Origin of the sequence: Enterococcus sp. DIV1307a, from assembly GCF_050537425.1 — a bacterium.
Taxonomy (GTDB): domain Bacteria; phylum Bacillota; class Bacilli; order Lactobacillales; family Enterococcaceae; genus Enterococcus; species Enterococcus faecalis.
This window is the reverse complement of the sequence record NZ_CP172914.1, coordinates 1441459-1463023: the sequence shown is the minus strand read 5'-3', so window position 1 is coordinate 1463023 and position 21565 is coordinate 1441459. Positions and strand designations below refer to the sequence as shown.

The window sequence follows — 21565 nt, the reverse complement described above, 5'->3', positions numbered from 1 at the left end:
CATGACAAAAGTAGCAAAAAAGATTGCCAAAGATTTATTAGAGATTGAAGCGGTATTTTTAAACCCTAATGAGCCGTTTACCTGGGCTAGTGGCATAAAAAGCCCGATTTATTGTGATAACCGTATCACGATGAGTTATCCTGCTGTGCGTAAAGAAATTGCAGAAGGCTTAGCGGCAAAAATTAAAGAAACTTTCCCAGAAGTCGAAGTGATTGCTGGGACAGCTACCGCAGGGATTCCACATGCGGCATGGGTAGCCGATATTTTAGGATTACCAATGGTTTATATCCGCAGTAAAGCCAAAGATCACGGCAAAGGGAATCAAATTGAAGGCCGAATTTCTGAAGGACAAAAAATGGTAGTTATCGAGGATTTAATTTCAACCGGCGGTAGCGTTTTAGAAGCGGCAGAAGCGGCGGAACGTGAAGGAGCAACGGTTTTAGGCGTTGCGGCAATCTTCACTTATGAGTTACCCAAAGGAACGGCAAATTTTGCAGATAAACAGATGACGTTACTAACGTTAACCAATTATTCAACTTTAATTGATGCTGCATTAGAAGCAAATTATATCGAAGAAAAAGATGTTACCTTATTACAAGAATGGAAAAAAGATCCTGAAAACTGGGGCAAATAAACGTTGAACTAAAGATAGTTCTTGTCGTCTGATTTTTAGTAACCAGATTTAACGGTAGGAGAACTTAGGTCATTTGCCGAGGAGCGTAATGATCTAAGTTCTTTTGTTTGACGTAGAAAAGATGTTAGGATAGAGTTTTAACATGAGTTTTACCTGATTACTATGTGGAAATGAAGGAAGAGTGTATGAAAAAAATAAAAAATATGGACGTTGAATGGAGCTATACAGGCAACGATGGACCGGAACATTGGCATACGCTATGTGACTGGTTTGCAGAAGGTGCTAAGTTTGCTTATCAATCGCCAATTGCTTTAGAAAAAGAAAGTGCTGAGACAGTAAATTCTCAGATTACGTTTCATTATAAAAAAGAAGAATTCACTGAAAAGGAATTCAAAAATACGTTTCATTTTGTACCACCAAATACGGAAAGTTACGTAATGTTTGAAAATGTTGCGTATCATTTAACCGATATTCATTTTCATATGCCTAGCGAACATTTGCTATCGGGAAAGCAGTATCCGCTAGAATTCCATTTGGTTCATATGAATGATGCTGGCGAAAATTTAGTTGTCGGTTGCCTGTTTACCATCACTGAGGAAGAAAATCGTTTTTCAGAAGCGAATCATCCGATGGACTGGGAAAACGGCACGCACCAACAATGGTTTAATCCGTCAATCTTTTTACCAGAGGAGCGTCTACACTACCATTATGTAGGCTCGTTAACAACACCGCCAACTAAGGGTCCAGTGAAATGGTTTGTATTTGATACCATTCAAAAAATGGATCAAGCCTTTTTAAATAAGATCAAGGAAGGTATGTTGGCCTTTAACAATCGGCCCCTTCAGCCGTTGAATGGGCGTAAGATTTATTTTTCAAATGATTAGTGTGTGGAGGAAAAAGTGTTGAATATTCAACAAATGAAGTATGTTGCTGCCATAGCTAACAATGGGAGTTTTCGGGAAGCAGCCAAAAAACTATTTATTACACAACCTAGCTTGTCAAATAGTATTCGAGAATTAGAAGAAGAACTAGGAATTTCCCTCTTTTTACGTACTAATAAAGGCGCTTTTTTAACAGAAGAAGGAATGGTTTTTTTAGAACAAGCAGAGAAAGTCTTAGTTCAAATGGAGTTATTGGAAAATCGCTATCGCGAGACAGTGACCAGCGAACGATTCTCCATCTCTTCGCAACATTACGATTTTTTAGGTGAGGTAATTGCCAAAGTTCTTAAAAAGTATGGGGATCAATATAAAGATTTTCGTGTCTTTGAAACCACGACCTTAAAAGTAATTGAAGACGTCAAAGGATTTCACAGTGAGCTGGGGATTATTTATTTAAATGAACAAAATAGTGTCAGTATTGAACGGTATTTAGAACAAGCTAATCTAGCCTACGAGGTAATTAGTACTTTTAATACACACATTTTTTTAGGAAATCATCATCCTTTAGCCAAGCAAAAAGAAATTCATTTAGAGGAATTAGTTCCCTATCCACAAGTTCGCTTTAATCAAGAAGGAAGCAATTTTTCCTATTTTTCTGAAGATTTAGTTGAAATTCCTGAACAGGAATCGGTCATTCATACTACGGATCGTGGAACCTTGATGAATTTGTTGGTAGAAACCAATGCTTATGCTTCTGGTTCAGGAGTCGTAACGGGTTTTACGAAGAAAGAAATTCGGTTAGTGCCATTGGCGCCAGCTTTGGAAAATCGTATTTGTTTACTCTTTCCCAAAAATCGGGAAATCAGTCCAATTGGTCGCTACTTTATCAAAGAACTAAAAGCGTTGTTTAAAAAAGAGGTAGATACCAAAACATTTAGCACTAAGGAATAAAAAGAAGAGGTCGGGACAGAAGTGTTTAACTCCGAGAAATAAGAAGGAATTTCCGAAAATTGTTCTTTAATTTTTGGAGAATTTCGGCTTATTTCCGAAGGAGTTGCTTCTGTTCCCGCCGTTTATTAGTTTTTGAGCGTGGAGCAAAAATCCAAAGTGATTTTTGTCCCACGCTCTTCTTTTTTTGCTCATTTTGAAACAGTAGAAATGGTTTCTCTTTCAATTAATGTGACAGGTACTTGAATGTCTTCTATGATTTGAATGTCTTGTTGCATCGTTTGTAATAACACTTCACCAGCTAGTTTTCCCATTTCTTTAAAGTCTTGCGCCATGGTTGTTAATGGCGGTTCGACAAATGCTGCTGCTTGAATATCGTCAAAACCAATAATCGATAATTCTTCAGGCACATGAATACCTAGGTTTTTACAGTTTCGTAAACAATGTAACGCGCTGAAGTCATTATCGCAGACCACGGCTGTGAGTTGGTGCGCCTCAAAATACTGTTTAAAGTTGTGTTCATCTAAGAGATTGGTTTCCGTGATTGCTGTATGGAACGCCAGATTGGCTTCTTTTAAAGCTTGGAGATAACCTAAATAACGTTGCCGAACGGATTGTAGGGCCGGACTTCCTGAAAGGATATATCCAATTTTTGTATGTCCTAAGCCAATTAAGCGTTCGGTTGCTGTTTTACCACCAGCAAAGTTGTCTGATTGAATGGTTGCAAAAGGTAAATCATGGATCTTTTTATCCAAGACAACGACTGGAAAATTCATCAAAGCCAACTCAAACAATAAGTCGAGGTAGTCATTACTAGTAGCAGCATAATAGACAAGCCCGGCAAACTCATTCACAATGTCCGCAGCATTTTTCTCTCTCAAAAAATTAGGCGAGGTCATAAAGACTTCTAAACCAGCTGCTTGAATAGTAGGGGCCAAACCGCTATAGAAATTTCCTACTGATAAATCGTCTGCAAAAGGCAATAAAAAAAGAACTTTATTTAAAGAGGTATGGAGAGGGTGCTTTGGTGCTTGAACAAAACTTCCTTTTCCTTGGTGACGTTGGATTACGCCTTGCGTTTCCAACTCAGTTAGCGCTCGTTTGGACGTAATTCTACTGACGTTAAACTGAGCCGATAATTCTTTTTCGGTAGGCACTTGCGCTCCAACAGGCAATCGCCCTGAATCAATTTCATTTTGTAAATAATCAATAATTTGTTGATATAATGGTTGCTTCATTCATTTCACCTCACAATAAGATATATCTTATTTATAGTTTACCATAAATTAATTGGTTTTAAAATGAAAAAAATGATTGAAATCACTAGACAAAGTGAAATGTAAACGCTATAATTCAATTGTAAAATGATATATCAAATTTAAGAGGTGACGAGAATGGTTTATACAGAAGTTCCAAAATCCGTAGCAACATTTATGGAGACAATTACAGAAAAATGCGGTGAAGCACATCAAGATTGGGCAAAAAACTTTCAGGCGGCCTTTGCCAATACTTTACTAACAACAGTGAAACGTCAAGAAGATGGTACTACCTTTTTATTAACAGGCGATATTCCAGCAATGTGGTTAAGAGACTCAACAGCACAAGTTCGTCCCTATTTAGTGATTGCGAAAGAAGACGAAGACCTTGCTCAAATGATTGCTGGTTTGGTTAAGCGCCAGTTTCGTTATATTTGCATTGATCCATATGCCAATGCGTTTAATGAAACAGATAATCATGCAGGCCATCAAACTGATAAGACCGAAATGAATGGCTGGATTTGGGAACGGAAATATGAAATTGATTCATTATGTTACCCGGTCCAATTAGCCTATTTACTTTATAAAAATACTGGGATGACCGAACAATTTAATTCAGATTTTGTGGAAGGCGTCAAAAAAATTCTCAACGTTTTTACAACAGAACAAGATCACGCACAGTCACCTTATTTATTTGAACGAGATACGTGGCGTCAAGAAGATACGTTGGTTGAAGCAGGGAAAGGAACACCAGTTGGCAAAACAGGGATGACATGGTCAGGCTTCCGTCCTAGTGATGATGCCTGCCAATATGGTTACTTAGTTCCTTCTAATATGTTTGCAGTCGTAATTTTAGGCTATATTCAAGAAATTTTCTCTGATGTTTTAGAAGATGCTACGATTGTGGCGATTGCTAAAAAATTACAAGAAGAGATTGAAGAAGGCATCCAAACATTTGGACGAACAAAAAATCAAAATAACGAAACGATTTATGCGTATGAAGTGGATGGCTTAGGCAATGCAAGCGTGATGGATGACAGTAATGTTCCCAATTTAGTAGCAGCCCCTTATCTGGGTTATTGTTCAACAGAGGATGAACAATATTTAACAACGCGTCAAACCTTATTAAGTAAAGAAAATCCTTACTTCTATGAAGGCAAATACGCGAAAGGGATTGGTAGCTCGCATACACCAGAAAATTACGTGTGGCCGATTGCTCTAGCAATGGAAGGAATGACAACCAAAGATAAAGCAGAAAAAGAACGAATTTTAGATTTATTGGTTGCCACAGATGCGGGGACTCATTTGATGCATGAAGGTTTTGACGTAGATAATCCTGAAAATTATACAAGAGAATGGTTTTCATGGGCTAATATGATGTTTTGTGAATTAGTTATGGATTATTTTGACATCCGAGTGGAAAAATAGGAGGAAAAGTGATGACAAAGAAAAAAGTCTATATTGTTTCCCATAGTCATTGGGATCGTGAATGGTATCTTCCTTATGAAGAACATCATATGCGCTTAATTGAATTAGTGGATAATGTATTAGATTTAATTGAAAATGATCCTGAGTTTAACAGTTTCCATTTAGATGGACAAACGATTATCTTAGACGACTATTTACAAGTTCGCCCAGAGAAAAAAGAAGCCGTGAAAAAAGCTGTCCAAGCAGGCAAACTAAAAATCGGACCATTTTATATTTTACAAGATGACTTTTTAATTAGCTCTGAATCCAATGTTCGAAACATGCTGATTGGGCATTTAGAAAGTCAAAAATGGGGAGCACCAGTTCAATTAGGTTACTTCCCGGATACATTTGGGAATATGGGTCAAACGCCTCAAATGATGCAATTAGCAAATCTGCCTGCGGCTGCGTTTGGACGCGGGGTGAAACCGATTGGCTTTGATAATCAAGTCTTAGAAAGCGACTATAGCTCACAATATTCTGAAATGTGGTGGGAAGGTCCTGACCAAACCAAAATTTTCGGCTTGCTTTTTGCGAACTGGTATAGTAACGGGAACGAAATTCCTTCAGAAAAAGAAGCGGCAATCGCTTTTTGGAAACAAAAATTGGCTGATGTGGAACGTTACGCTTCCACAAACCATTTATTGATGATGAATGGGGTCGACCACCAACCGGTACAAAGAGATATTACTAAGGCCATCGCTTTAGCCAATGAACTATTCCCAGAATATGAATTTATTCATTCCAATTTCGATGACTATTTGAAAGCTGTTCAAGAGGAGTTACCAGAAGATTTAGGAACAGTAACAGGCGAATTAACGAGTCAAGAAACGGATGGCTGGTACACATTAGCCAATACTTCTTCTGCTCGCGTCTATTTAAAACAGTGGAACACAAAAGTGCAACGCCAATTAGAAAATATCGCAGAACCTTTAGCAGCAATGGCTTACGAAGTAACTGGCGACTACCCACATGACCAATTTGATTATGCTTGGAAAACATTGCTTCAAAACCATCCGCACGATAGTATTTGTGGCTGTTCTGTCGACGAGGTTCACCGAGGCATGATGACTCGCTTTGAAAATGCCAATGATGTCGGGCATTTCTTAGCAGATGAAGCAACACGACAATTAACAGAAGCAATTGATACAAGTGTTTTCCCAGAAAAAGCGCACCCGTTTGTTTTATTTAATACTAGTGGCTATCAGAAAACGGAGGTTGTCACTGTGGAAGTGGAGATTGAACGATTGCCATTTTATACAGGAAAACCTGAAGATCTTTATCATGAATTAAAACAAAAAGCCACCCCAGATTATCAAGTGATTGATCCAACAGGACAAGCCGTTGCAAGCCGTATTGTCAAAGAAGATGTTCGTTTTGGTTACGATTTACCTAAAGATGCTTTCCGTCAACCGTACATGGCTAAATACTTAACGGTCGAATTATCTGTCAAAGAAATGGCGCCATTCTCTTGGGATAGCTTTGCATTGATTCAAGGAAAAACGAAAGCTTTTGAAGGAAGTCTTTTGGCTCAACCAGCAACAAATGAAATGGAAAACGAATTTATTCAAGTGAAAATTGAAAACAATGGTAGCTTAACCATTGCTGACAAAAAAACAGGAGAAACATTTTCAAAATTGTTAACATTTGAAGATACTGGCGACATTGGGAATGAATATATCTTTTTCAAACCGACTGAAGACCAAGGAATTACAACCGAAAATGTAACGGCTGAAATTACGAATAAAGAAAATTCCCCTGTAAAAGCAAGTTATCAAATTAAACAAACCGTCATGTTACCAGTTTCAGCAGATGAACGATTAGAAGAAGAACAAAAGGCTGTTCGTGAGTTTAGAGAACGCCAAGCACAACGTTCAACGACGCTTCGCCCGTTCGAAATAACGACAGTGGTTACAATGATCAAAGAAAGTAACCAATTGTTCTTTGAAACAACCATTAATAATCAAATCAAAGATCATCGTTTACGCGTGCTTTTCCCAACTGGCATGGTCACAGAAACACACGAAGCGGATAGTATTTATGAAGTCGTGACACGACCAAATCAAGTAAGCGACACATGGGAAAATCCAACAAACCCGCAGCACCAACAAGCGTTTGTGAATGTTCATGACCAAAACAAAGGCGTGACTATCTTCAATGAAGGCTTAAATGAGTATGAAGTCTTAGCAGATGGAACCATTGCGGTCACATTAATTCGTTGTGTTGGCGAACTAGGTGATTGGGGCTATTTTGCGACACCAGAAGCACAATGCCAAGGAGAATATACCTTTAAATATGGTTTGTCATTGCATGGAAAACCAGAAGAACGCTTTGCTACGTATCAACAAGCCTATAGTGCACAAATTCCTTTTACTGCAGCTACTACTGCGCGTCATGAAGGTAAACTAGCACCGAACCATGTCTACTTGACAACGGCAGAAGGACCAATTGGTTGGACAGCCGTTAAACGTCAAGAGCAAACAAATCATTTAGTCGTTCGTGGCTTTAATCTAACAGCGCAAAATATTCCTTGTGAACTTCACAAAGAGACACAACCAGCGACTTGTTTAACAAATGTATTAGAAGAACCGTTGACACCAGCGATAGAAGTTGATGCACCATTACGTCCGTTTGAAATTCGGACATGGCGTTTCGAAAAATAAATAAATAGGAGAACTTTGTTGAAAAGGACAAAGTTCTCCTATTTTCTTTTCTGTCGTTTTTTTGAGATATTTATAATAAAAATCTAGCGAAACAATGAGAAAATCATTCATTTTACGGTCAATTTGTGCTACTATAACGTCAACTGAAGGAGTGAAGCTAAATGGATTTAACCAATCGTTTTAATCGTCAAGTAAATAAAATTGCTGTTTCTTTAATTCGTCAATTTGACGAACAAGTCTCAGGAATTGAAGGTATTTTAAAATTAACGCTAGGAGAGCCGGATTTTAACACACCTGAGCATGTCAAAAAAGCAGCCAAAGAAGCAATTGATGCGAATTTTTCTCATTATACAGGGATGTCTGGTTTATTAGATGTCCGTGAAGCAGCCGCTTATTTTATGAAAGAAAAGTACCATTTGACTTACCAGCCTGCGACAGAAATTTTAGTAACAGTTGGAGCAACAGAAGCGATTTCAGCTTCGTTATTAGCAATTTTAGAACAAGGTGACAAAGTGCTATTGCCAGCACCTATTTACCCAGGGTATGAACCAATTATTACATTGGCGGGGGCGGAGCCGATATATTTGGATACACGAGACAACGATTTTGTCTTGACCCCTGAAATGATTGAAGCGGCAATGGCCGAGCATGGGGAACAAGTCAAAGCAATTATTTTAAATTATCCTAGCAACCCAACTGGTGTCACCTATAACCGCCAAGAGTTGCAAGCAATTGCTGATGTTCTAAAAAAATACGACATTTTTGTGATTAGTGATGAAATTTATAGTGAGTTAACTTATGATGAGAGTCATGTTTCGATTGCTGAAATGTTACGTGACCAAACGATTTTAATTAACGGTTTGTCGAAATCACATGCCATGACAGGCTGGCGGATTGGCTTTATTTTTGCACCAGCGATTTTAACAGCGGAGATTATTAAAGTTCATCAGTATTTAGTTACTGCGGCTGCAACAGTGTCTCAAAAAGCGGCTGTTCGTGCCTTAATCGAAGGAATGCATGATGCTGAAATTATGAAAGAAGAGTATCGGAAACGGCGCGATTTTGTTTATGAACAGATGACTCAATTGGGGTTTGAGGTTGCGCGTCCAAATGGCGCCTTTTATATTTTTGCTAAGATTCCTACTGGTTATGAACAAGATTCTATGAAATTTTGTATTGATTTAGCGCAAAAAGAAGCAGTAGCGTTGATTCCAGGTATTTCTTTTGGTCCAGAAGCAGAAGGATACGTCCGAATTAGTTATGCGTCCGATATGGATAAATTAACAACGGCCATGGAACGAATCGCACATTACATGGCGACCCAACGCGTAACGCACTAGCCTTTATAGATTCTTTACACACCTTTACCTTTTATTTACATTTAATTGAAACAGAATTAACAGAGTCTTGGTAGACTAAACTTGTAACTAATTGAAAAGGAAGTGCAAAGATGAAAAAACGTGTAATTGCAGCAACTATGCTGAGTCTAGGGTTATTATTAACTGGGTGCGGAGCTCAAGGAGGCACAACTGAAAAATCCAGCGAAGCGGATAGTAACAAACCAGTTAAAATTGTCGCTGTTGGTTCCACCGCTTTACAACCGTTAGTAGATGCTGCGAAAGATCAATTTACACAAGAACATCCCAATTATACAGTTTCTGTCCAAGGTGGCGGCAGCGGAACAGGACTTTCGCAAGTTGCGGATGGCGCAGTGACCATTGGAAATTCCGATGTGTTTGCCGAAGAGAAAGATGGCGTGGATGCCTCTAAATTAGTCGATCATCGGGTGGCCGTGGTCGGTATGGGACCAGTGGTCAACAAAGAAGTCGGCGTGAAGAATTTAACAAAGCAACAATTGATTGATGTCTTTACTGGCAAAGTCAAAAACTGGAAAGAAGTGGGCGGCAAAGATCAAGAAATCGTCGTAATAAACCGCGCAAACGGAAGTGGCACCCGAGCAACATTTGAAAAATGGGGCTTAGATGGAGCTAAACCAGTTCAATCACAAGAACAAGATTCTTCGGGAACAGTTCGTAAAATTGTTGAACAAACACCAGGAGCAATCAGCTATTTAGCTTTTTCTTATATGGATGATTCCACCGTTGCCTTAAGCATTGATGGTGTTGAACCAAAAGAAGAACACGTGAAAGACAATTCATGGAAAATCTGGTCTTATGAACATATGTATACAAAAGGGGAGCCTAATAAAGAAGTAAAAGCCTTCTTAGACTATATGGTCACCGATGATGTTCAAAAAACCATTGTCAAAGACTTAGGTTATTTAGCCATCACAGACATGCAAGTAGAACGTGATGTAAATGGAAAAGTAACTGAAAAATAAACAAAAAAACTCAGCCAATAAACAGGATTGGCTGAGTTTTTTAGGCTTCTTTTTTTGTTAAAGGCAAGGTGATTGTAAAAGTGGTCCCTAAGCCTAAGTGACTATCAATGACGATTTTACCGCCTAATAATTCTGTGTAATTTTGGACAATAGCTAGACCTAGACCGGTGCCACCAGAATGACGGCTACGTGCTTTATCGACACGATAGAACCGTTCAAAGATCCGTTCTTGGTCTTTTTGACTAATGCCAATGCCAGTATCTTGAACAGATAAACGTAATTGCTGATTTTCAATAGCATAAGAAATAGTAATCTGTCCATTTTCTTGGGAATACTGAATGGCATTTTCAATTAGATTCTTCACGATTGGATAAAACAATTCGTATTTGGTGAAAAATTGGCTCTCTGGCAGACCATGAACGACTGTTTTCAGCTGTTTTGCTGCCAATTGTTGCTGATAAGAACCGAGAATTTCTGTAATGAATTTTTCTAAAGTAATTTCTTGTTCTGCATAAGGAATTGTTGCGCTGCCCCGAGAAAGTTCTAAAATTTCTTGAATTAATTGTTGCAGACGCTGGGCATCTTTTTGCATGATGTGCAAAAATTGATCAAGGACTTCCGGATCTTCTTTGGCGCCATCTATGAGTGTCTCGGTAAAGCCCAAAAGAGAAGTGACAGGCGTTTTTAATTCATGAGACACATTTGATACAAAATCTTTTTGCATTTTTTCTAGTTGGCGAACGCGCGTTAAATCATAGGCAATTCCTAACACTTGATAATCATTGGCGCTTTGATCATCCAAGTAACGAAGAGAAAGATCTAAGCGTAAAGGTGTTGGTCCTTGTGTCACAGTAATTTCTTGATGTAAACTGTTTTTTTCAGCGACGACTTGATGGATTAAATGAATCAAATCGGCGTCTTGAATCACTTCAAGATAATTGCTTTGCATATTTTTAGCAGAGAGTCCTAACATTTCCTGCATTTTAGGGTTCAACAGACGAAGCCGTCCTTGCGTATCAATGATAAAGACACCAATCATCAGCTCATCTAAAAGTTCGTGAAATTGCTCATCCGCAGACGTATACGCTTTATACGTTTGACTTACTTGTTGACTCAGTAAGTTAATAGTTTCGTAAAGTTCATTCCATTCAGAAGATTGCTGGATAATGGATCGATTTTCATCTGGATGTTTAAGCATTCGTTTCAGAATCGGTAAGACAGTCACTAGCGGTTGATTTTTTTGCCGTAACAATAAAAAGATAAACAAGGTAATTAGTAGGAACAAGATGCCAAATGTAAAGATAATATAGCGACGAAAAGATTGGATATTTTTAGAAAATAGCGCAGTTTGTTCCGAAATCCGAATAATACCAACGATTTCTCCTGATTTTAAAACAGGCGTGGCAACGTACAGAAGTTCTTTATTTAACGTTTTACTCTTTCGTAAAGCTGAACCATAGGTAGCTCCTGATAGAACCGCAGCGATTTCAGGTCGTTTTTTGTGCGACTCTAGCGGTTCATTTTGGCTGCTGTCAAAAAAGACGGTACCATTTTTTTGCAACAAAGTTACTCGTTCTTCTGCATCATCTAACGCATGGGTGACAAGGAGTTGTTGTTGGTTTGTCAGTTGCCCTTTTTCGAAAACGGAAGGGGGCAACTGGTCTGTTAAAAGGGTATTTTTTCTTCTTAAATAGGTTTCTTGCTGAGCAACCATTTCTTTTTGAAAGAAAAAATTGGTCGCTGCAATACTCCCGACAAATAATAAAAGCATGACTGCCGCAACTAAAAAATATTCAATCCGCAGTCTCTTTTTCATCGTTTTGGCTCCTGAAAACGGTAGCCAAAGCCACGGACAGTTACTAAGTAAACGGGCCGTTTGGGATCGGGCTCGATTTTATCACGTAAATGACTAATGTGGACATCGACGATGCGACTTTGTCCAGCGAAGTCATATTGCCAAATTCGTTCCAACAAGGTTTCCCGATTAATGACCCGATCTTTGCGTTTCATAAAGTAAACGAGTAATTCAAATTCTTTCGGTGTTAGTTCAATGGGCTGATTGCGCACAAAGACTTCATAATTTTGTTCATCCACACGAATCTCGCCAATCACAAGCGGAGCTTTAGGTGTGTCCTCTTGAAGCGGTTCGGTCGTGGTAGGTTTTAAACGACGGAAAATAGCTTTCATGCGTGCTAGGACTTCTCTGGGACTAAAAGGTTTTGTTAAATAATCATCTGCTCCAATTTCTAAGCCGATGATTTTATCTACTTGTTCATCTTTGGCAGTTAAAATCAAAATAGGCGTGTCAATTTTTTCTCGACGAAGTGCCTTGGTAATTTCTAAGCCATCCATACCAGGAAGCATTACATCTAAAATTATAAAATCATATTGATTAGACAAAGCTAATTCGAAGCCGTTTTTACCATCTTCGGAAGTAGTCACCTGATAGCCTTCTTTTTCCAAATTAAAGGTTAACAAAGTTAAAATCGATGGTTCATCATCGACGACAAGAACTTTTTTCATTTACATAACTCCTTCAAGAAATTTCTGAAAATAAGTGTATATTTCACTATTGTTAGTTTAACATATTTTTAGAGGAAGAACGTACTTTAAAGTAAGCGAGAATGCTACTTTTGAGAAAAGTCAACTCATGGTATAATAGAGAAATGAAATGAGGAGAAGCGAATGATTGGTATTAGTAGTTGCTTAGGTGGGATTTGTTGCCGTTACGATGGAAAATCTCAAGAACAAGAAGCGTTAAAACAACTTGTAACTAATGGAAAAGCAATAATGATTTGTCCCGAAGTTTTAGGCGAATTGCCCATTCCACGTCCGCCAGCAGAAATCATTGGCGGGGATGGCTTTGATGTTTGGGCGAATACTGCTTATGTATATACGGATAACGGGGAAGATGTGACTGTGGCATTTAAAGCAGGGGCACAACGCGCGTATCAAAAATTAAAAGCCCAACAAATTACAACCTTGATTTTGAAAGAAAAAAGTCCCAGCTGTGGCAGCCAGCTGATTTATGATGGACAATTTTCTGGCATTAAAAAAGCTGGAGTTGGAGTCGCAACTGCTTATTTTATTCAACAAGGAATGACCGTTTATTCTGAAGAAACATGGCAACTTGCGGACATTTCTTTTTAAAAGGTAAAAACTTAGTAAAAAAAGATTGACTATTCCCTATGAAATCGGTAACCTATAAGGGATTGAAGATGGGAGCACGGCTCATGGAAATGGAAAAAACAAACCGCATGAATGCGTTATTTGAATTTTATTCGACATTATTAACGGAAAAGCAGATGAATTATATGGAGCTTTACTATGCTGATGACTTTTCTTTAGGAGAAATTGCGGAAGAATATGAGGTTAGTCGCCAAGCGGTTTATGATAACATTAAACGAACCGAAAAAATTTTAGAAGAATACGAAAAAAAGTTACATCTTTATTCAAACTATGTTGTACGGAAAGAATATCTTGAACAACTACAGCAGTATGTTCAAGAAACTTATCCCAAAGATAGTGAAATCAAAAAATATATTGAACAAATTCAAGAAATAGAGGAATGAAACTATGGCTTTTGAGAGTTTAACAAACCGCCTACAACAGGCAATGAGTAAAATCCGTCGTAAGGGAAAAGTTTCCGAAGCCGACGTAAAAGAAATGATGCGAGAAATCCGTTTGGCTTTATTAGAAGCCGACGTTAATTTACAAGTGGTCAAAGATTTCACAAAACGCGTCAGAGAACGGGCAGTAGGAGTTGAAGTATTAGAAAGCTTATCACCAGCCCAACAAATTGTGAAAATTGTTGATGAAGAATTAACGAAAACGTTAGGTTCAGAAACGGTTGAACTGAATAAATCTCCAAAAATCCCGACAGTGATTATGATGACAGGGTTACAAGGGGCTGGTAAAACAACTTTTACTGGTAAATTAGCCAAACACTTAATGAAAACTGAAAACGCTCGTCCGCTTTTAATCGCTGGTGACGTTTATCGTCCAGCAGCGATTGATCAGTTGAAGGTTTTAGGTCAACAATTAGAAGTTCCCGTTTTTGATATGGGAACCGATGCTAATCCAGTGGAAATTGTTCGTCAAGGGTTAGCGTTAGCAAAAGAAAAGAAAAATGATTATGTCTTAATTGATACGGCCGGCCGTTTACACATTGACGAAGCTTTAATGGACGAATTGAAACAAATTAAAGAGTTGGCTAATCCCAATGAAATTCTGTTAGTTGTTGATGCGATGACGGGGCAAGATGCTGTCAACGTTGCAGATAGTTTTAATGAACAGCTTGGAATTACTGGGGTTGTTATTACCAAAATGGACGGCGATACTCGTGGGGGGGCTGCGCTGTCAATTCGGGCAGTAACGGGGGCTCCGATTAAATTTGTCGGTTCTGGTGAAAAATTAACTGATTTAGAAATTTTCCATCCCGATCGTATGTCGAGTCGTATCCTAGGTATGGGGGACATGTTGACGCTAATTGAAAAAGCGCAACAAGATTACGATGAGAAAAAAGCAGAAGAACTTGCTCAAAAAATGAAAGAAAACAGTTTTGACTTTAACGATTTTATTGAGCAATTGGATCAAGTTATGGGCATGGGACCGATTGAAGACTTATTAAAAATGATCCCTGGAATGAGTAACATGCCTGGTATTGAAAATGTCAAAGTCGATCCAAAAGATGTGGCACGGAAACGGGCGATGGTCTTATCAATGACCCCTGCAGAACGTGAAAATCCTGATCTATTAAATCCTAGTCGCCGCCGCAGAATTGCAGCTGGTTCAGGAAATAGTGTGGTTGAAGTCAATCGTATGATTAAACAATTTAAAGAATCCAAAAAAATGATGCAACAAATGTCCAAAGGGGATATGAACATTCCTGGTATGGATCAAATGCTAGGTGGCGGCGTTAAAGGCAAGCTAGGTAAAATGGCCATGAATCGTATGATGAAGAAAAACAAAAAGAAGAAAAAGAAAAAAAGATAAACAGGCTTTAGTTAATTATCGTAAGAAACAGAAAGTGCGCCATCAGTCGAAGAGACTGATGGCGCACTTTCTGTTTAAGCGTAGTTTTGGATAATTGCGTTTAACGCTTCGGCAAAACCAGCGCCGTGTTGTTCATAATATGACGTAAATCGTTCATCGCCAACATACATAAGGCCTAACCCTTTGTGTGCTTCTGGCGAATAGCTTGACCAAGAGTACATTAACCAATCTTTGTGTAATTGGAAAATTTCTTGCGCAAGTTGGCTAGTTAACTTGGGTGATTTTTGATACATGGCTAACTTAGAAAATAAATCTTTTTCCACGTTCTGCATTGCTTGCATGTCTTTTTCCGTCAAGTTTAAATATTTTTTGTTGGCTTGTTCAATCGTTTCGTTGCCATATTTTTCCCGAATCTCTTTACCATATTTTTCTTCGTTTTCTTGAACTCGTTGTTGTTTGAATGCTTCGAATTTTTGCTGATCTGACATGTTTATCTCTCCTTTGTAATGGTGTAAGGTTTGTTGAACAGAGGCTAAAAGACGATCAATTTCATTGCGCTTTTCCAATAGTTTTTGTTGATGCTCGTATAAAGCCTGTTCAACATTAAAGTCAGGTTGCTCCAAAATTTCTTTAATTTCATCTAGTTTCAGATCCAATTCACGGTAAAAAAGAATTTGTTGCAAACGATTCACCTCGGCTTGCCCGTAAATTCGATAACCAGAAGAATTAATTCTGGCTGGTTGAAGAAGACCAATTTCATCATAATATCGTAACGTCCGTGCACTGACGCCAGATAGTGAAGCCATTTTTTTAATTGTATATTCCATCATTCATTCCTCCTGACAAAATCTATCATAAACCTTTACGTAACGAGAGGGTCAAGCAAAAAAATAAAAAAAGTGAGACAACCTGTAAAAAGTTACCTCACTTTTTCTCGATTGATTCAATTAGGCAGTTAAGCGATTAAAGAAATCCACGTAAGCATCTACAATTGATTGTAAGAAACCAACAGTGCCATCAATAATTTTACCATCTTCACCAATTAAGTTCGTAATGCCGCCAATATAGGCTTCAGGTTGTTGTAAAGTTGGAACATTTAAGAATACTAATGATTGTCTTAAATGATGGTTCGCACCAAATCCGCTAATTGCACCTGGTGAAACACTCACCACAAGTCCTGGTTTTTTATCCCAAACGCTTTCGCCATACGGACGTGAACCGACATCCAATGCATTTTTTAAAACAGCTGGTACTGAACGGTTATATTCTGGTGTTACAAACATCACACCATCTATTTGTTTGACTTCTTCACGGAATGTTGTCCAAGCTTCAGTGGGGGTTCCTTCATCATCCAAATCTTGATTGTATAATTCTAAATCACCAATGTTAATAAAAACAGGTTCGAAATCAGCTGGAAATAAGTCCGCCATTGTTTTTGCTACCAATTTGTTAAATGAATCTTTTCTTAAACTCCCTACAAAAATACCAATTTTTTTTGTCATGTAAATCCCTCCATTTTTCTTTTACTTACTTTATGATAGTACTTTTTCGAAAAAAGCGCAAACGTTTTATCCTTGTACATTGTTGAACTTCGTAACTTCACGTATAATAGCTAGTAAAAGGATGAGTAAAGGAGCAACTGCTTGAATAAAAAAATAAATTGGCGCCGACAATTAACACCGTCGGAGAAACAAACATTGACTGAATTAAGAAACAAGGAAATGATTAAACAAGGAACTTTTTATAAATTGGAACAAACATTTCCTGAGGAATCAGCTTATACTTATTATGGTTTATACAGGAAGGGACAAGCCATTCAAGCGTATATCGTAGAGTATTGTTTTGATGGGGAAACCTTGGAAGCGACGATTGTTGCGCCAAATGTAGGACCATTTTTTGAAGAACTTGTTCAAGAACTCGAAAAGCAAGCAGCTTTGTGGGGAATGAAAGAAGTCTTTCTCGTGATGGAAGACAAGCAATCTGTTGGCCTGAATTATTTTAATAGACAAGGAATTGTGCCAGCTTTTTCAGAACAGTATCTGGTTTTTCAAAGAGAAACATACTCACAGGAGTTGGCGAAGCTGACACTTCTCCGACCGCAAGTGGCTGATTTGGATTCCTTGGCTAGGTTACTAGAAGGTACGCCTTTGCCGGAGGACCTTCAACGAACACTTATTTATAAAGAAAACAATCAACTTTTAGCCACGCTACGTTTGGATCATTTTGAAAACGAATGGGGGATTTATGGCTTTGTTGTGACAAAAACGCAACGAGGTCGCGGTCTTGGCCGTCAAGTGTTACAGTCTGCGCTCCGAATGATTTTAGAAAATTCAGCTTCAGCGACTATTTTTTTAGAAGTTGAAACAGAAAATCAAGCAGCGCTTCATCTCTATCAAACAGAAGGCTTTCAAGTGAGAAACCAGTACAACTATTATCAAATTTTGTGAAAATTCTTCATTATTTCGTTTGTTTTCCTGCAAATTGGCTAAAAAAATTGAAAAAAAGTAAAGGTGTCAAGAAAAAACTCTTTACAGGTTGTTGTTAATCTGTTAAACTAACTCTTGTGATTAAGTTAATGGAGGTGTATTTAATAATGGCAGTTAAAATTCGTTTAAAACGTATGGGTTCTAAAAAGAGTCCTTTTTACCGTATTGTAGTAGCTGATTCTCGTTCTCCTCGTGATGGACGTTTCATCGAAACTGTAGGTACTTACAACCCTTTGAAAGACCCTGCAGAAGTAGTTTTAAAAGAAGATTTAGTTTTAGATTGGTTATCTAAAGGTGCGCAACCTTCTGATACAGTTCGTAACATCCTTTCAAAAGAAGGCGTTATGAAAAAACATCATGAAGCTAAAAACGTTAAGAAATAAGGTGATTGAATATGGCAGATGTGAAAGAGTTAATTTTAACTATTGTCCGTCCGTTAGTCAGTCAACCTGAAGCAGTCTCATTAGAAATTGAGGAATCAACTGATTTCCTCGAGTATAATTTGACTGTGGCCAAAGAAGATATTGGACGTATCATTGGTAAACAAGGGCGTGTTGCAAAAGCAATTCGGACAATTGTTTATAGTGTACGTATCGATGGTCCGAAAAAGGTCCGTTTAAATATTCTTGATGGTAAATAAGCATTAACAAGGAGGTAGCCTAGCTATCTTCTTTTTTTATACATAACCAAAAAGTTTTCATTGCTAGAGACAGGCCTTTCTTGCTAAAATAGATGTATCCAGAATAAAGGAGCGATTTGTATGGCAAAACGAATTATCATTATGAACTTTGATATTGAAAGTAAATCGTACCAAGCATTTTCCGAAATAAAAAAGATGCAGGCAGAAAGACAGCTTAAAGGTGAGCAAATGGCGGTTGTTACGCATGTTAATGATGGCCAGCATCAATTTAAAATCAATGATTTTATCGATTTTACAGGCAACAATCATACATCAAAAGATAGCATGATTGGGATGCTAGTAGGCATATTAGGTGGTCCTCTGGGCATTCTTTTTGGCTGGTTTGCTGGAAGTATGTATGGTGCAAGCAAAGACGCCAAAGAAATTCAAGAAGCCCAAACGGTTTTTGAACATGTGATTCAAAAGATTGATGAAGGACAAACGGGATTGTTATTAATTGCAGAAGAAGAAGACAACCGTCCGCTCAACCAATTGGTTATGTTTGACTTAGGTGGCGAAATCACGCGGCTTGATTTAGAGGAAGTCCAACAAGAAATTAACGATGCGAACGAAGTTGCAAATGAAGCGAAACAATCGTGGCAAGCAAAAAAAGAACAACATAAAGAAGCGACATCGAAAGAAGAATAAGGATCAAAGACTGTTTTCTGAATAAAGGGAAACAGTCTTTTAAAATACTAAGAAATCACGGTTTTTTATGGTAGTTTGCTAATTTTTTGTTATTTTATCGTAAAATACGGTAAACTAAGAAGAAAACTTTGAGAAAATAGATAAATTATTATTTGCTAAAGGAGCAAACTTCTTCTAAAATAAAAAGGAAGTTTAAAAGAAAGTATGGTAGCAGATGGAAATACAATTTTTAGGAACAGGCGCTGGTGTGCCAGCAAAACATCGCAATGTCACAGGGATTGCGTTGAAATTATTAGATGAACGAAATTCAGTTTGGCTCTTCGATTGTGGGGAAGGGACTCAATTGCAAATTTTAAAAAGTAGTATTCGCCCAAGAAAAATTGAAAAGATTTTTATTACACATTTACATGGGGATCATATTTTTGGTTTACCTGGTTTGTTAAGTAGTCGTTCTTTTCAGGGCGGGACAGAACCTTTAGAAATCTATGGACCAGTTGGGATTGCTGATTTTGTTAAAACTTCTTTACGAGTCTCACAATCGCGGTTGTCCTATCCACTGAAATTTATTGAATTAACGAAAGAAAATGACGTTATTTTTAAAGATAAACAATTCACTGTTCGCTGTAATATCTTGGACCATGGCATCACGAGCTTTGGCTATCGAATTGAGGAAGCAGCGCATGAAGGAGAATTACAAGTAGAGAAACTTCAAGCTTTAGGGATTCCTTCTGGGCCATTGTATGGCAAACTCAAACGTGGTGAAACGATCGTTTTTGATGGACAGGAAATTAATGGACAAGCGTTTGTGGGAGAACGTAAACCCGGACGAATCGTGACGATTTTAGGAGACACTCGCAAAACCAAAAATAGTGTAACTTTAGCACGACGAGCGGATGTTTTAGTCCATGAAAGTACGTTTAATAAACACGAAGCAAAAATGGCAAAAGCCTACTTCCACTCAACCAGTCAACAAGCAGCTGAAGTTGCAAAAGAAGCGCAAGTAAAACAACTTATCTTAACGCATATTAGTGCCCGTTATTTAACCAAAGAGGCCTATCAGCTTCAAGAAGAAGCCCAAGAAATTTTCCCCAATACAAAAATCGTAAAAGATATGGATATCATTGAGATTCCATTTGCCAATGAAGGAGGAGCTTAGATGGATTTAACAAATAAAGTCGTTGTCGTAACTGGAGGTTCAGCTGGTTTAGGTGAACAAATTTGTTATGAAGCAGCTAAACAAGGGGCAGTCGTCGTTGTCTGCGCCCGCAGAATTAATTTGATTGGTAAAGTTCGCGAGCAGTGTGCCGCTTTAAGCGGACGAGAAGCATTTTCTTATCAATTAGATATTGCCGATCCAGAAAGTGTTGAACGTGTGGTTGAAGCTATTTCAGCAGAAGTTGGTCCTATAGATGTTTTAGTCAACAATGCTGGTTTTGGCTTGTTTGAAAATTTTGTTGAAATTGACTTGGCTGTTGCACGCCAAATGTTTGATGTCAACGTTTTAGGAATGATGACGTTTACTCAAAAAGTAGCTATTAAAATGATTGAAGCTGGGCAAGGACATATTATCAACGTTGCTTCAATGGCTGGGAAGATGGCTACAGCTAAATCAACCGTTTATTCTGCAACGAAATTTGCTGTGTTAGGTTTTTCAAATGCTTTACGTTTAGAATTGAAACCGTTGGGTGTAGCAGTAACGACTGTCAATCCAGGACCAATCCAAACAGAATTCTTTGATAAAGCGGACCCGACAGGCACTTATCTAGCTGCGGTGGATAAAATTGTTTTAGACCCTACGAAATTAGCGAAAGAAGTGGTTGGGAGTATGGGGACTTCTCGACGTGAGATTAATCGTCCGTTTGTCATGGAAGCGGCTGCCCGCTTTTATACATTGTTTCCACATTTAGGAGATTTCATAGCGGGAAATATTTTAAATAAAAAATAAAGGAGTCGATCAAGTCATGAAAAATCAATGGCGTGTTATTTTGGGCCTTGTGTTGGTCTTAATTGTTGTTATTTTTGCTGTTTTAAATAATCAAGCTGTTCCAGTAAACTTTGGTTTTACTAAAATTAGTGGACCGTTAATCTTAATTATTTTAGGTTCTGCAATTATTGGCGCACTAGTTGGATTACTAACCTCCACAACCACCATTTGGAACCAACGTAAGGAATTAAAAGCTGTACAAAAAGAGTTGGATATTTATAAAAATGATATGGATAAATTAGTCAAAGAAGAAACGGAAAAAGTTCAACGTTCTTTTGATAATCAATTGGCTGATTTGCAAGCCAAACAAGCGGCAGCACCACAAGTCGCAGAACCAGTGGTCAACGAACAAACATCAAACACAGAAGTAGACGCAACGCCTGTGTCAGGTAGTCGTATTGATCGTTATGTGAAACCTCGTGTGAATGAAGAGGAACAAAAATAAGGAAGAGACTTTATCGCTAAGTTTCTTTTAAAATAAAACTGTGATATCTGCTATTTATCTAACAGATATCACAGTTTTTTTCTCAGATTTAAAAAAATGCTTTCTTTAGTTTTTGGAAAAATTTTGCTATAATTACTT

The 21565-nt window shown here is 38.0% G+C and carries 22 protein-coding genes; 17 read left to right on the top strand and 5 right to left on the bottom strand.

Annotated features, from left to right (window positions below; genetic code table 11):
* Window position 1: 1 nt before the first annotated feature.
* From pyrE to IGL90_RS07125, 3 genes are all read left to right on the top strand, one after another.
* A complete protein-coding gene (pyrE, locus tag IGL90_RS07135) occupies window positions 2-634 on the top strand; it encodes an orotate phosphoribosyltransferase (protein ID WP_002360179.1) in 633 nt (210 codons plus the stop codon).
* 170 nt (window positions 635-804) lie between these two features.
* Window positions 805-1518: a carbonic anhydrase gene (locus IGL90_RS07130; protein ID WP_002382382.1), complete on the top strand. Its 714-nt coding sequence runs from the start codon at window positions 805-807 to the stop codon at window positions 1516-1518.
* Between the two features lie 18 nt (window positions 1519-1536).
* Window positions 1537-2466, top strand: a complete 930-nt coding sequence (locus tag IGL90_RS07125) for a LysR family transcriptional regulator (protein ID WP_002361904.1) — start codon at window positions 1537-1539, stop codon at window positions 2464-2466.
* Between the two features lie 188 nt (window positions 2467-2654).
* Here the strand turns inward: IGL90_RS07125 and IGL90_RS07120 are convergent, their stop codons facing one another.
* Window positions 2655-3701 (bottom strand): GntR family transcriptional regulator, encoded by a 1047-nt coding sequence (locus IGL90_RS07120; protein WP_002360181.1) that lies wholly within the window; start codon window positions 3699-3701, stop codon window positions 2655-2657.
* Window positions 3702-3857: 156 nt separating this feature from the next.
* Here IGL90_RS07120 and IGL90_RS07115 point away from each other — a divergent pair, with 156 nt between their 5' ends.
* The 4 genes from IGL90_RS07115 (at window position 3858) to IGL90_RS07100 (ending at window position 10190) form a co-directional block, all read left to right on the top strand.
* Window positions 3858-5147 carry a glycoside hydrolase family 125 protein gene (locus tag IGL90_RS07115; protein ID WP_002357422.1) on the top strand — a complete coding sequence of 430 codons (1290 nt, stop codon included), beginning with the start codon at window positions 3858-3860 and terminating at the stop codon, window positions 5145-5147.
* Window positions 5148-5158: 11 nt separating this feature from the next.
* The gene (locus tag IGL90_RS07110; RefSeq protein ID WP_048736873.1) at window positions 5159-7849 is read left to right on the top strand and encodes an alpha-mannosidase; all 2691 of its coding nucleotides are present in this window, start codon (window positions 5159-5161) and stop codon (window positions 7847-7849) included.
* A 161-nt stretch (window positions 7850-8010) separates the two neighbouring features.
* Window positions 8011-9189 carry a pyridoxal phosphate-dependent aminotransferase gene (locus IGL90_RS07105; RefSeq protein WP_048736870.1) on the top strand — a complete coding sequence of 393 codons (1179 nt, stop codon included), beginning with the start codon at window positions 8011-8013 and terminating at the stop codon, window positions 9187-9189.
* 110 nt (window positions 9190-9299) lie between these two features.
* A complete protein-coding gene (locus tag IGL90_RS07100) occupies window positions 9300-10190 on the top strand; it encodes a phosphate ABC transporter substrate-binding protein PstS family protein (protein WP_002357425.1) in 891 nt (296 codons plus the stop codon).
* A gap of 40 nt (window positions 10191-10230) precedes the next feature.
* On the opposite strand, the gene pnpS is transcribed toward IGL90_RS07100, so the two are convergent.
* Window positions 10231-12006 carry a two-component system histidine kinase PnpS gene (gene pnpS, locus IGL90_RS07095; RefSeq protein ID WP_048736868.1) on the bottom strand — a complete coding sequence of 592 codons (1776 nt, stop codon included), beginning with the start codon at window positions 12004-12006 and terminating at the stop codon, window positions 10231-10233.
* Window positions 12003-12713, bottom strand: coding sequence for a response regulator transcription factor (locus tag IGL90_RS07090; RefSeq protein ID WP_002360193.1), 711 nt, complete (start codon window positions 12711-12713; stop codon window positions 12003-12005). Before IGL90_RS07090 ends, pnpS begins: the two co-directional genes overlap by 4 nt.
* Window positions 12714-12875: 162 nt before the next feature.
* Between IGL90_RS07090 and IGL90_RS07085 the strand changes: the two genes are divergently transcribed.
* The 3 genes from IGL90_RS07085 (at window position 12876) to ffh (ending at window position 15185) form a co-directional block, all read left to right on the top strand.
* The gene (locus IGL90_RS07085) at window positions 12876-13340 is read left to right on the top strand and encodes a DUF523 domain-containing protein (RefSeq protein ID WP_010824689.1); all 465 of its coding nucleotides are present in this window, start codon (window positions 12876-12878) and stop codon (window positions 13338-13340) included.
* A gap of 83 nt (window positions 13341-13423) precedes the next feature.
* On the top strand, window positions 13424-13762 hold the full coding sequence (locus IGL90_RS07080) for a putative DNA-binding protein (RefSeq protein WP_002357429.1): 339 nt from the start codon (window positions 13424-13426) through the stop codon (window positions 13760-13762).
* 4 nt (window positions 13763-13766) lie between these two features.
* Window positions 13767-15185, top strand: a complete 1419-nt coding sequence (gene ffh / locus IGL90_RS07075; protein WP_002360194.1) for a signal recognition particle protein — start codon at window positions 13767-13769, stop codon at window positions 15183-15185.
* A 74-nt stretch (window positions 15186-15259) separates the two neighbouring features.
* On the opposite strand, the gene IGL90_RS07070 is transcribed toward ffh, so the two are convergent.
* Together IGL90_RS07070 and IGL90_RS07065 are read right to left on the bottom strand one after the other, a co-directional pair.
* Window positions 15260-16015, bottom strand: a complete 756-nt coding sequence (locus IGL90_RS07070; protein ID WP_002377293.1) for a MerR family transcriptional regulator — start codon at window positions 16013-16015, stop codon at window positions 15260-15262.
* A 117-nt stretch (window positions 16016-16132) separates the two neighbouring features.
* Window positions 16133-16687 carry an NADPH-dependent FMN reductase gene (locus IGL90_RS07065; RefSeq protein ID WP_048736862.1) on the bottom strand — a complete coding sequence of 185 codons (555 nt, stop codon included), beginning with the start codon at window positions 16685-16687 and terminating at the stop codon, window positions 16133-16135.
* A 141-nt stretch (window positions 16688-16828) separates the two neighbouring features.
* Between IGL90_RS07065 and IGL90_RS07060 the strand changes: the two genes are divergently transcribed.
* The 7 genes from IGL90_RS07060 to IGL90_RS07030 all read left to right on the top strand — a co-directional run bounded on the left by IGL90_RS07060 (window position 16829) and on the right by IGL90_RS07030 (window position 21427).
* Window positions 16829-17632, top strand: coding sequence for a GNAT family N-acetyltransferase (locus IGL90_RS07060; RefSeq protein ID WP_048736860.1), 804 nt, complete (start codon window positions 16829-16831; stop codon window positions 17630-17632).
* Window positions 17633-17778: 146 nt separating this feature from the next.
* Window positions 17779-18054 (top strand): 30S ribosomal protein S16, encoded by a 276-nt coding sequence (rpsP, locus tag IGL90_RS07055; protein ID WP_002357434.1) that lies wholly within the window; start codon window positions 17779-17781, stop codon window positions 18052-18054.
* An 11-nt stretch (window positions 18055-18065) separates the two neighbouring features.
* The gene (locus IGL90_RS07050; RefSeq protein ID WP_002357435.1) at window positions 18066-18311 is read left to right on the top strand and encodes a KH domain-containing protein; all 246 of its coding nucleotides are present in this window, start codon (window positions 18066-18068) and stop codon (window positions 18309-18311) included.
* Between the two features lie 120 nt (window positions 18312-18431).
* Complete coding sequence (locus IGL90_RS07045; RefSeq protein ID WP_002357436.1) at window positions 18432-18998, top strand: hypothetical protein; 567 nt, start codon at window positions 18432-18434, stop codon at window positions 18996-18998.
* A gap of 214 nt (window positions 18999-19212) precedes the next feature.
* The gene (gene rnz / locus IGL90_RS07040) at window positions 19213-20154 is read left to right on the top strand and encodes a ribonuclease Z (RefSeq protein WP_048736858.1); all 942 of its coding nucleotides are present in this window, start codon (window positions 19213-19215) and stop codon (window positions 20152-20154) included.
* The gene (locus IGL90_RS07035) at window positions 20155-20943 is read left to right on the top strand and encodes an SDR family NAD(P)-dependent oxidoreductase (protein ID WP_002364028.1); all 789 of its coding nucleotides are present in this window, start codon (window positions 20155-20157) and stop codon (window positions 20941-20943) included.
* Window positions 20944-20959: 16 nt separating this feature from the next.
* Window positions 20960-21427, top strand: coding sequence for a LapA family protein (locus IGL90_RS07030; RefSeq protein WP_002357439.1), 468 nt, complete (start codon window positions 20960-20962; stop codon window positions 21425-21427).
* Window positions 21428-21565 lie beyond the last annotated feature (138 nt).

Coding starts and splice junctions, on each gene's coding strand:
- pyrE (WP_002360179.1), top strand. CDS start 2: ATGACAAAAGTAGCAAAAAAGATTGCCAAAGATTTATTAGAGATTGAA.
- IGL90_RS07130 (WP_002382382.1), top strand. CDS start 805: ATGAAGGAAGAGTGTATGAAAAAAATAAAAAATATGGACGTTGAATGG.
- IGL90_RS07120 (WP_002360181.1), bottom strand. CDS start 3,701: ATGAAGCAACCATTATATCAACAAATTATTGATTATTTACAAAATGAA.
- IGL90_RS07115 (WP_002357422.1), top strand. CDS start 3,858: ATGGTTTATACAGAAGTTCCAAAATCCGTAGCAACATTTATGGAGACA.
- IGL90_RS07110 (WP_048736873.1), top strand. CDS start 5,159: ATGACAAAGAAAAAAGTCTATATTGTTTCCCATAGTCATTGGGATCGT.
- IGL90_RS07105 (WP_048736870.1), top strand. CDS start 8,011: ATGGATTTAACCAATCGTTTTAATCGTCAAGTAAATAAAATTGCTGTT.
- IGL90_RS07100 (WP_002357425.1), top strand. CDS start 9,300: ATGAAAAAACGTGTAATTGCAGCAACTATGCTGAGTCTAGGGTTATTA.
- pnpS (WP_048736868.1), bottom strand. CDS start 12,006: ATGAAAAAGAGACTGCGGATTGAATATTTTTTAGTTGCGGCAGTCATG.
- IGL90_RS07090 (WP_002360193.1), bottom strand. CDS start 12,713: ATGAAAAAAGTTCTTGTCGTCGATGATGAACCATCGATTTTAACTTTG.
- IGL90_RS07085 (WP_010824689.1), top strand. CDS start 12,876: ATGATTGGTATTAGTAGTTGCTTAGGTGGGATTTGTTGCCGTTACGAT.
- IGL90_RS07080 (WP_002357429.1), top strand. CDS start 13,424: ATGGAAATGGAAAAAACAAACCGCATGAATGCGTTATTTGAATTTTAT.
- ffh (WP_002360194.1), top strand. CDS start 13,767: ATGGCTTTTGAGAGTTTAACAAACCGCCTACAACAGGCAATGAGTAAA.
- IGL90_RS07070 (WP_002377293.1), bottom strand. CDS start 16,015: ATGATGGAATATACAATTAAAAAAATGGCTTCACTATCTGGCGTCAGT.
- IGL90_RS07065 (WP_048736862.1), bottom strand. CDS start 16,687: ATGACAAAAAAAATTGGTATTTTTGTAGGGAGTTTAAGAAAAGATTCA.
- rpsP (WP_002357434.1), top strand. CDS start 17,779: ATGGCAGTTAAAATTCGTTTAAAACGTATGGGTTCTAAAAAGAGTCCT.
- IGL90_RS07050 (WP_002357435.1), top strand. CDS start 18,066: ATGGCAGATGTGAAAGAGTTAATTTTAACTATTGTCCGTCCGTTAGTC.
- IGL90_RS07045 (WP_002357436.1), top strand. CDS start 18,432: ATGGCAAAACGAATTATCATTATGAACTTTGATATTGAAAGTAAATCG.
- rnz (WP_048736858.1), top strand. CDS start 19,213: ATGGAAATACAATTTTTAGGAACAGGCGCTGGTGTGCCAGCAAAACAT.
- IGL90_RS07035 (WP_002364028.1), top strand. CDS start 20,155: ATGGATTTAACAAATAAAGTCGTTGTCGTAACTGGAGGTTCAGCTGGT.
- IGL90_RS07030 (WP_002357439.1), top strand. CDS start 20,960: ATGAAAAATCAATGGCGTGTTATTTTGGGCCTTGTGTTGGTCTTAATT.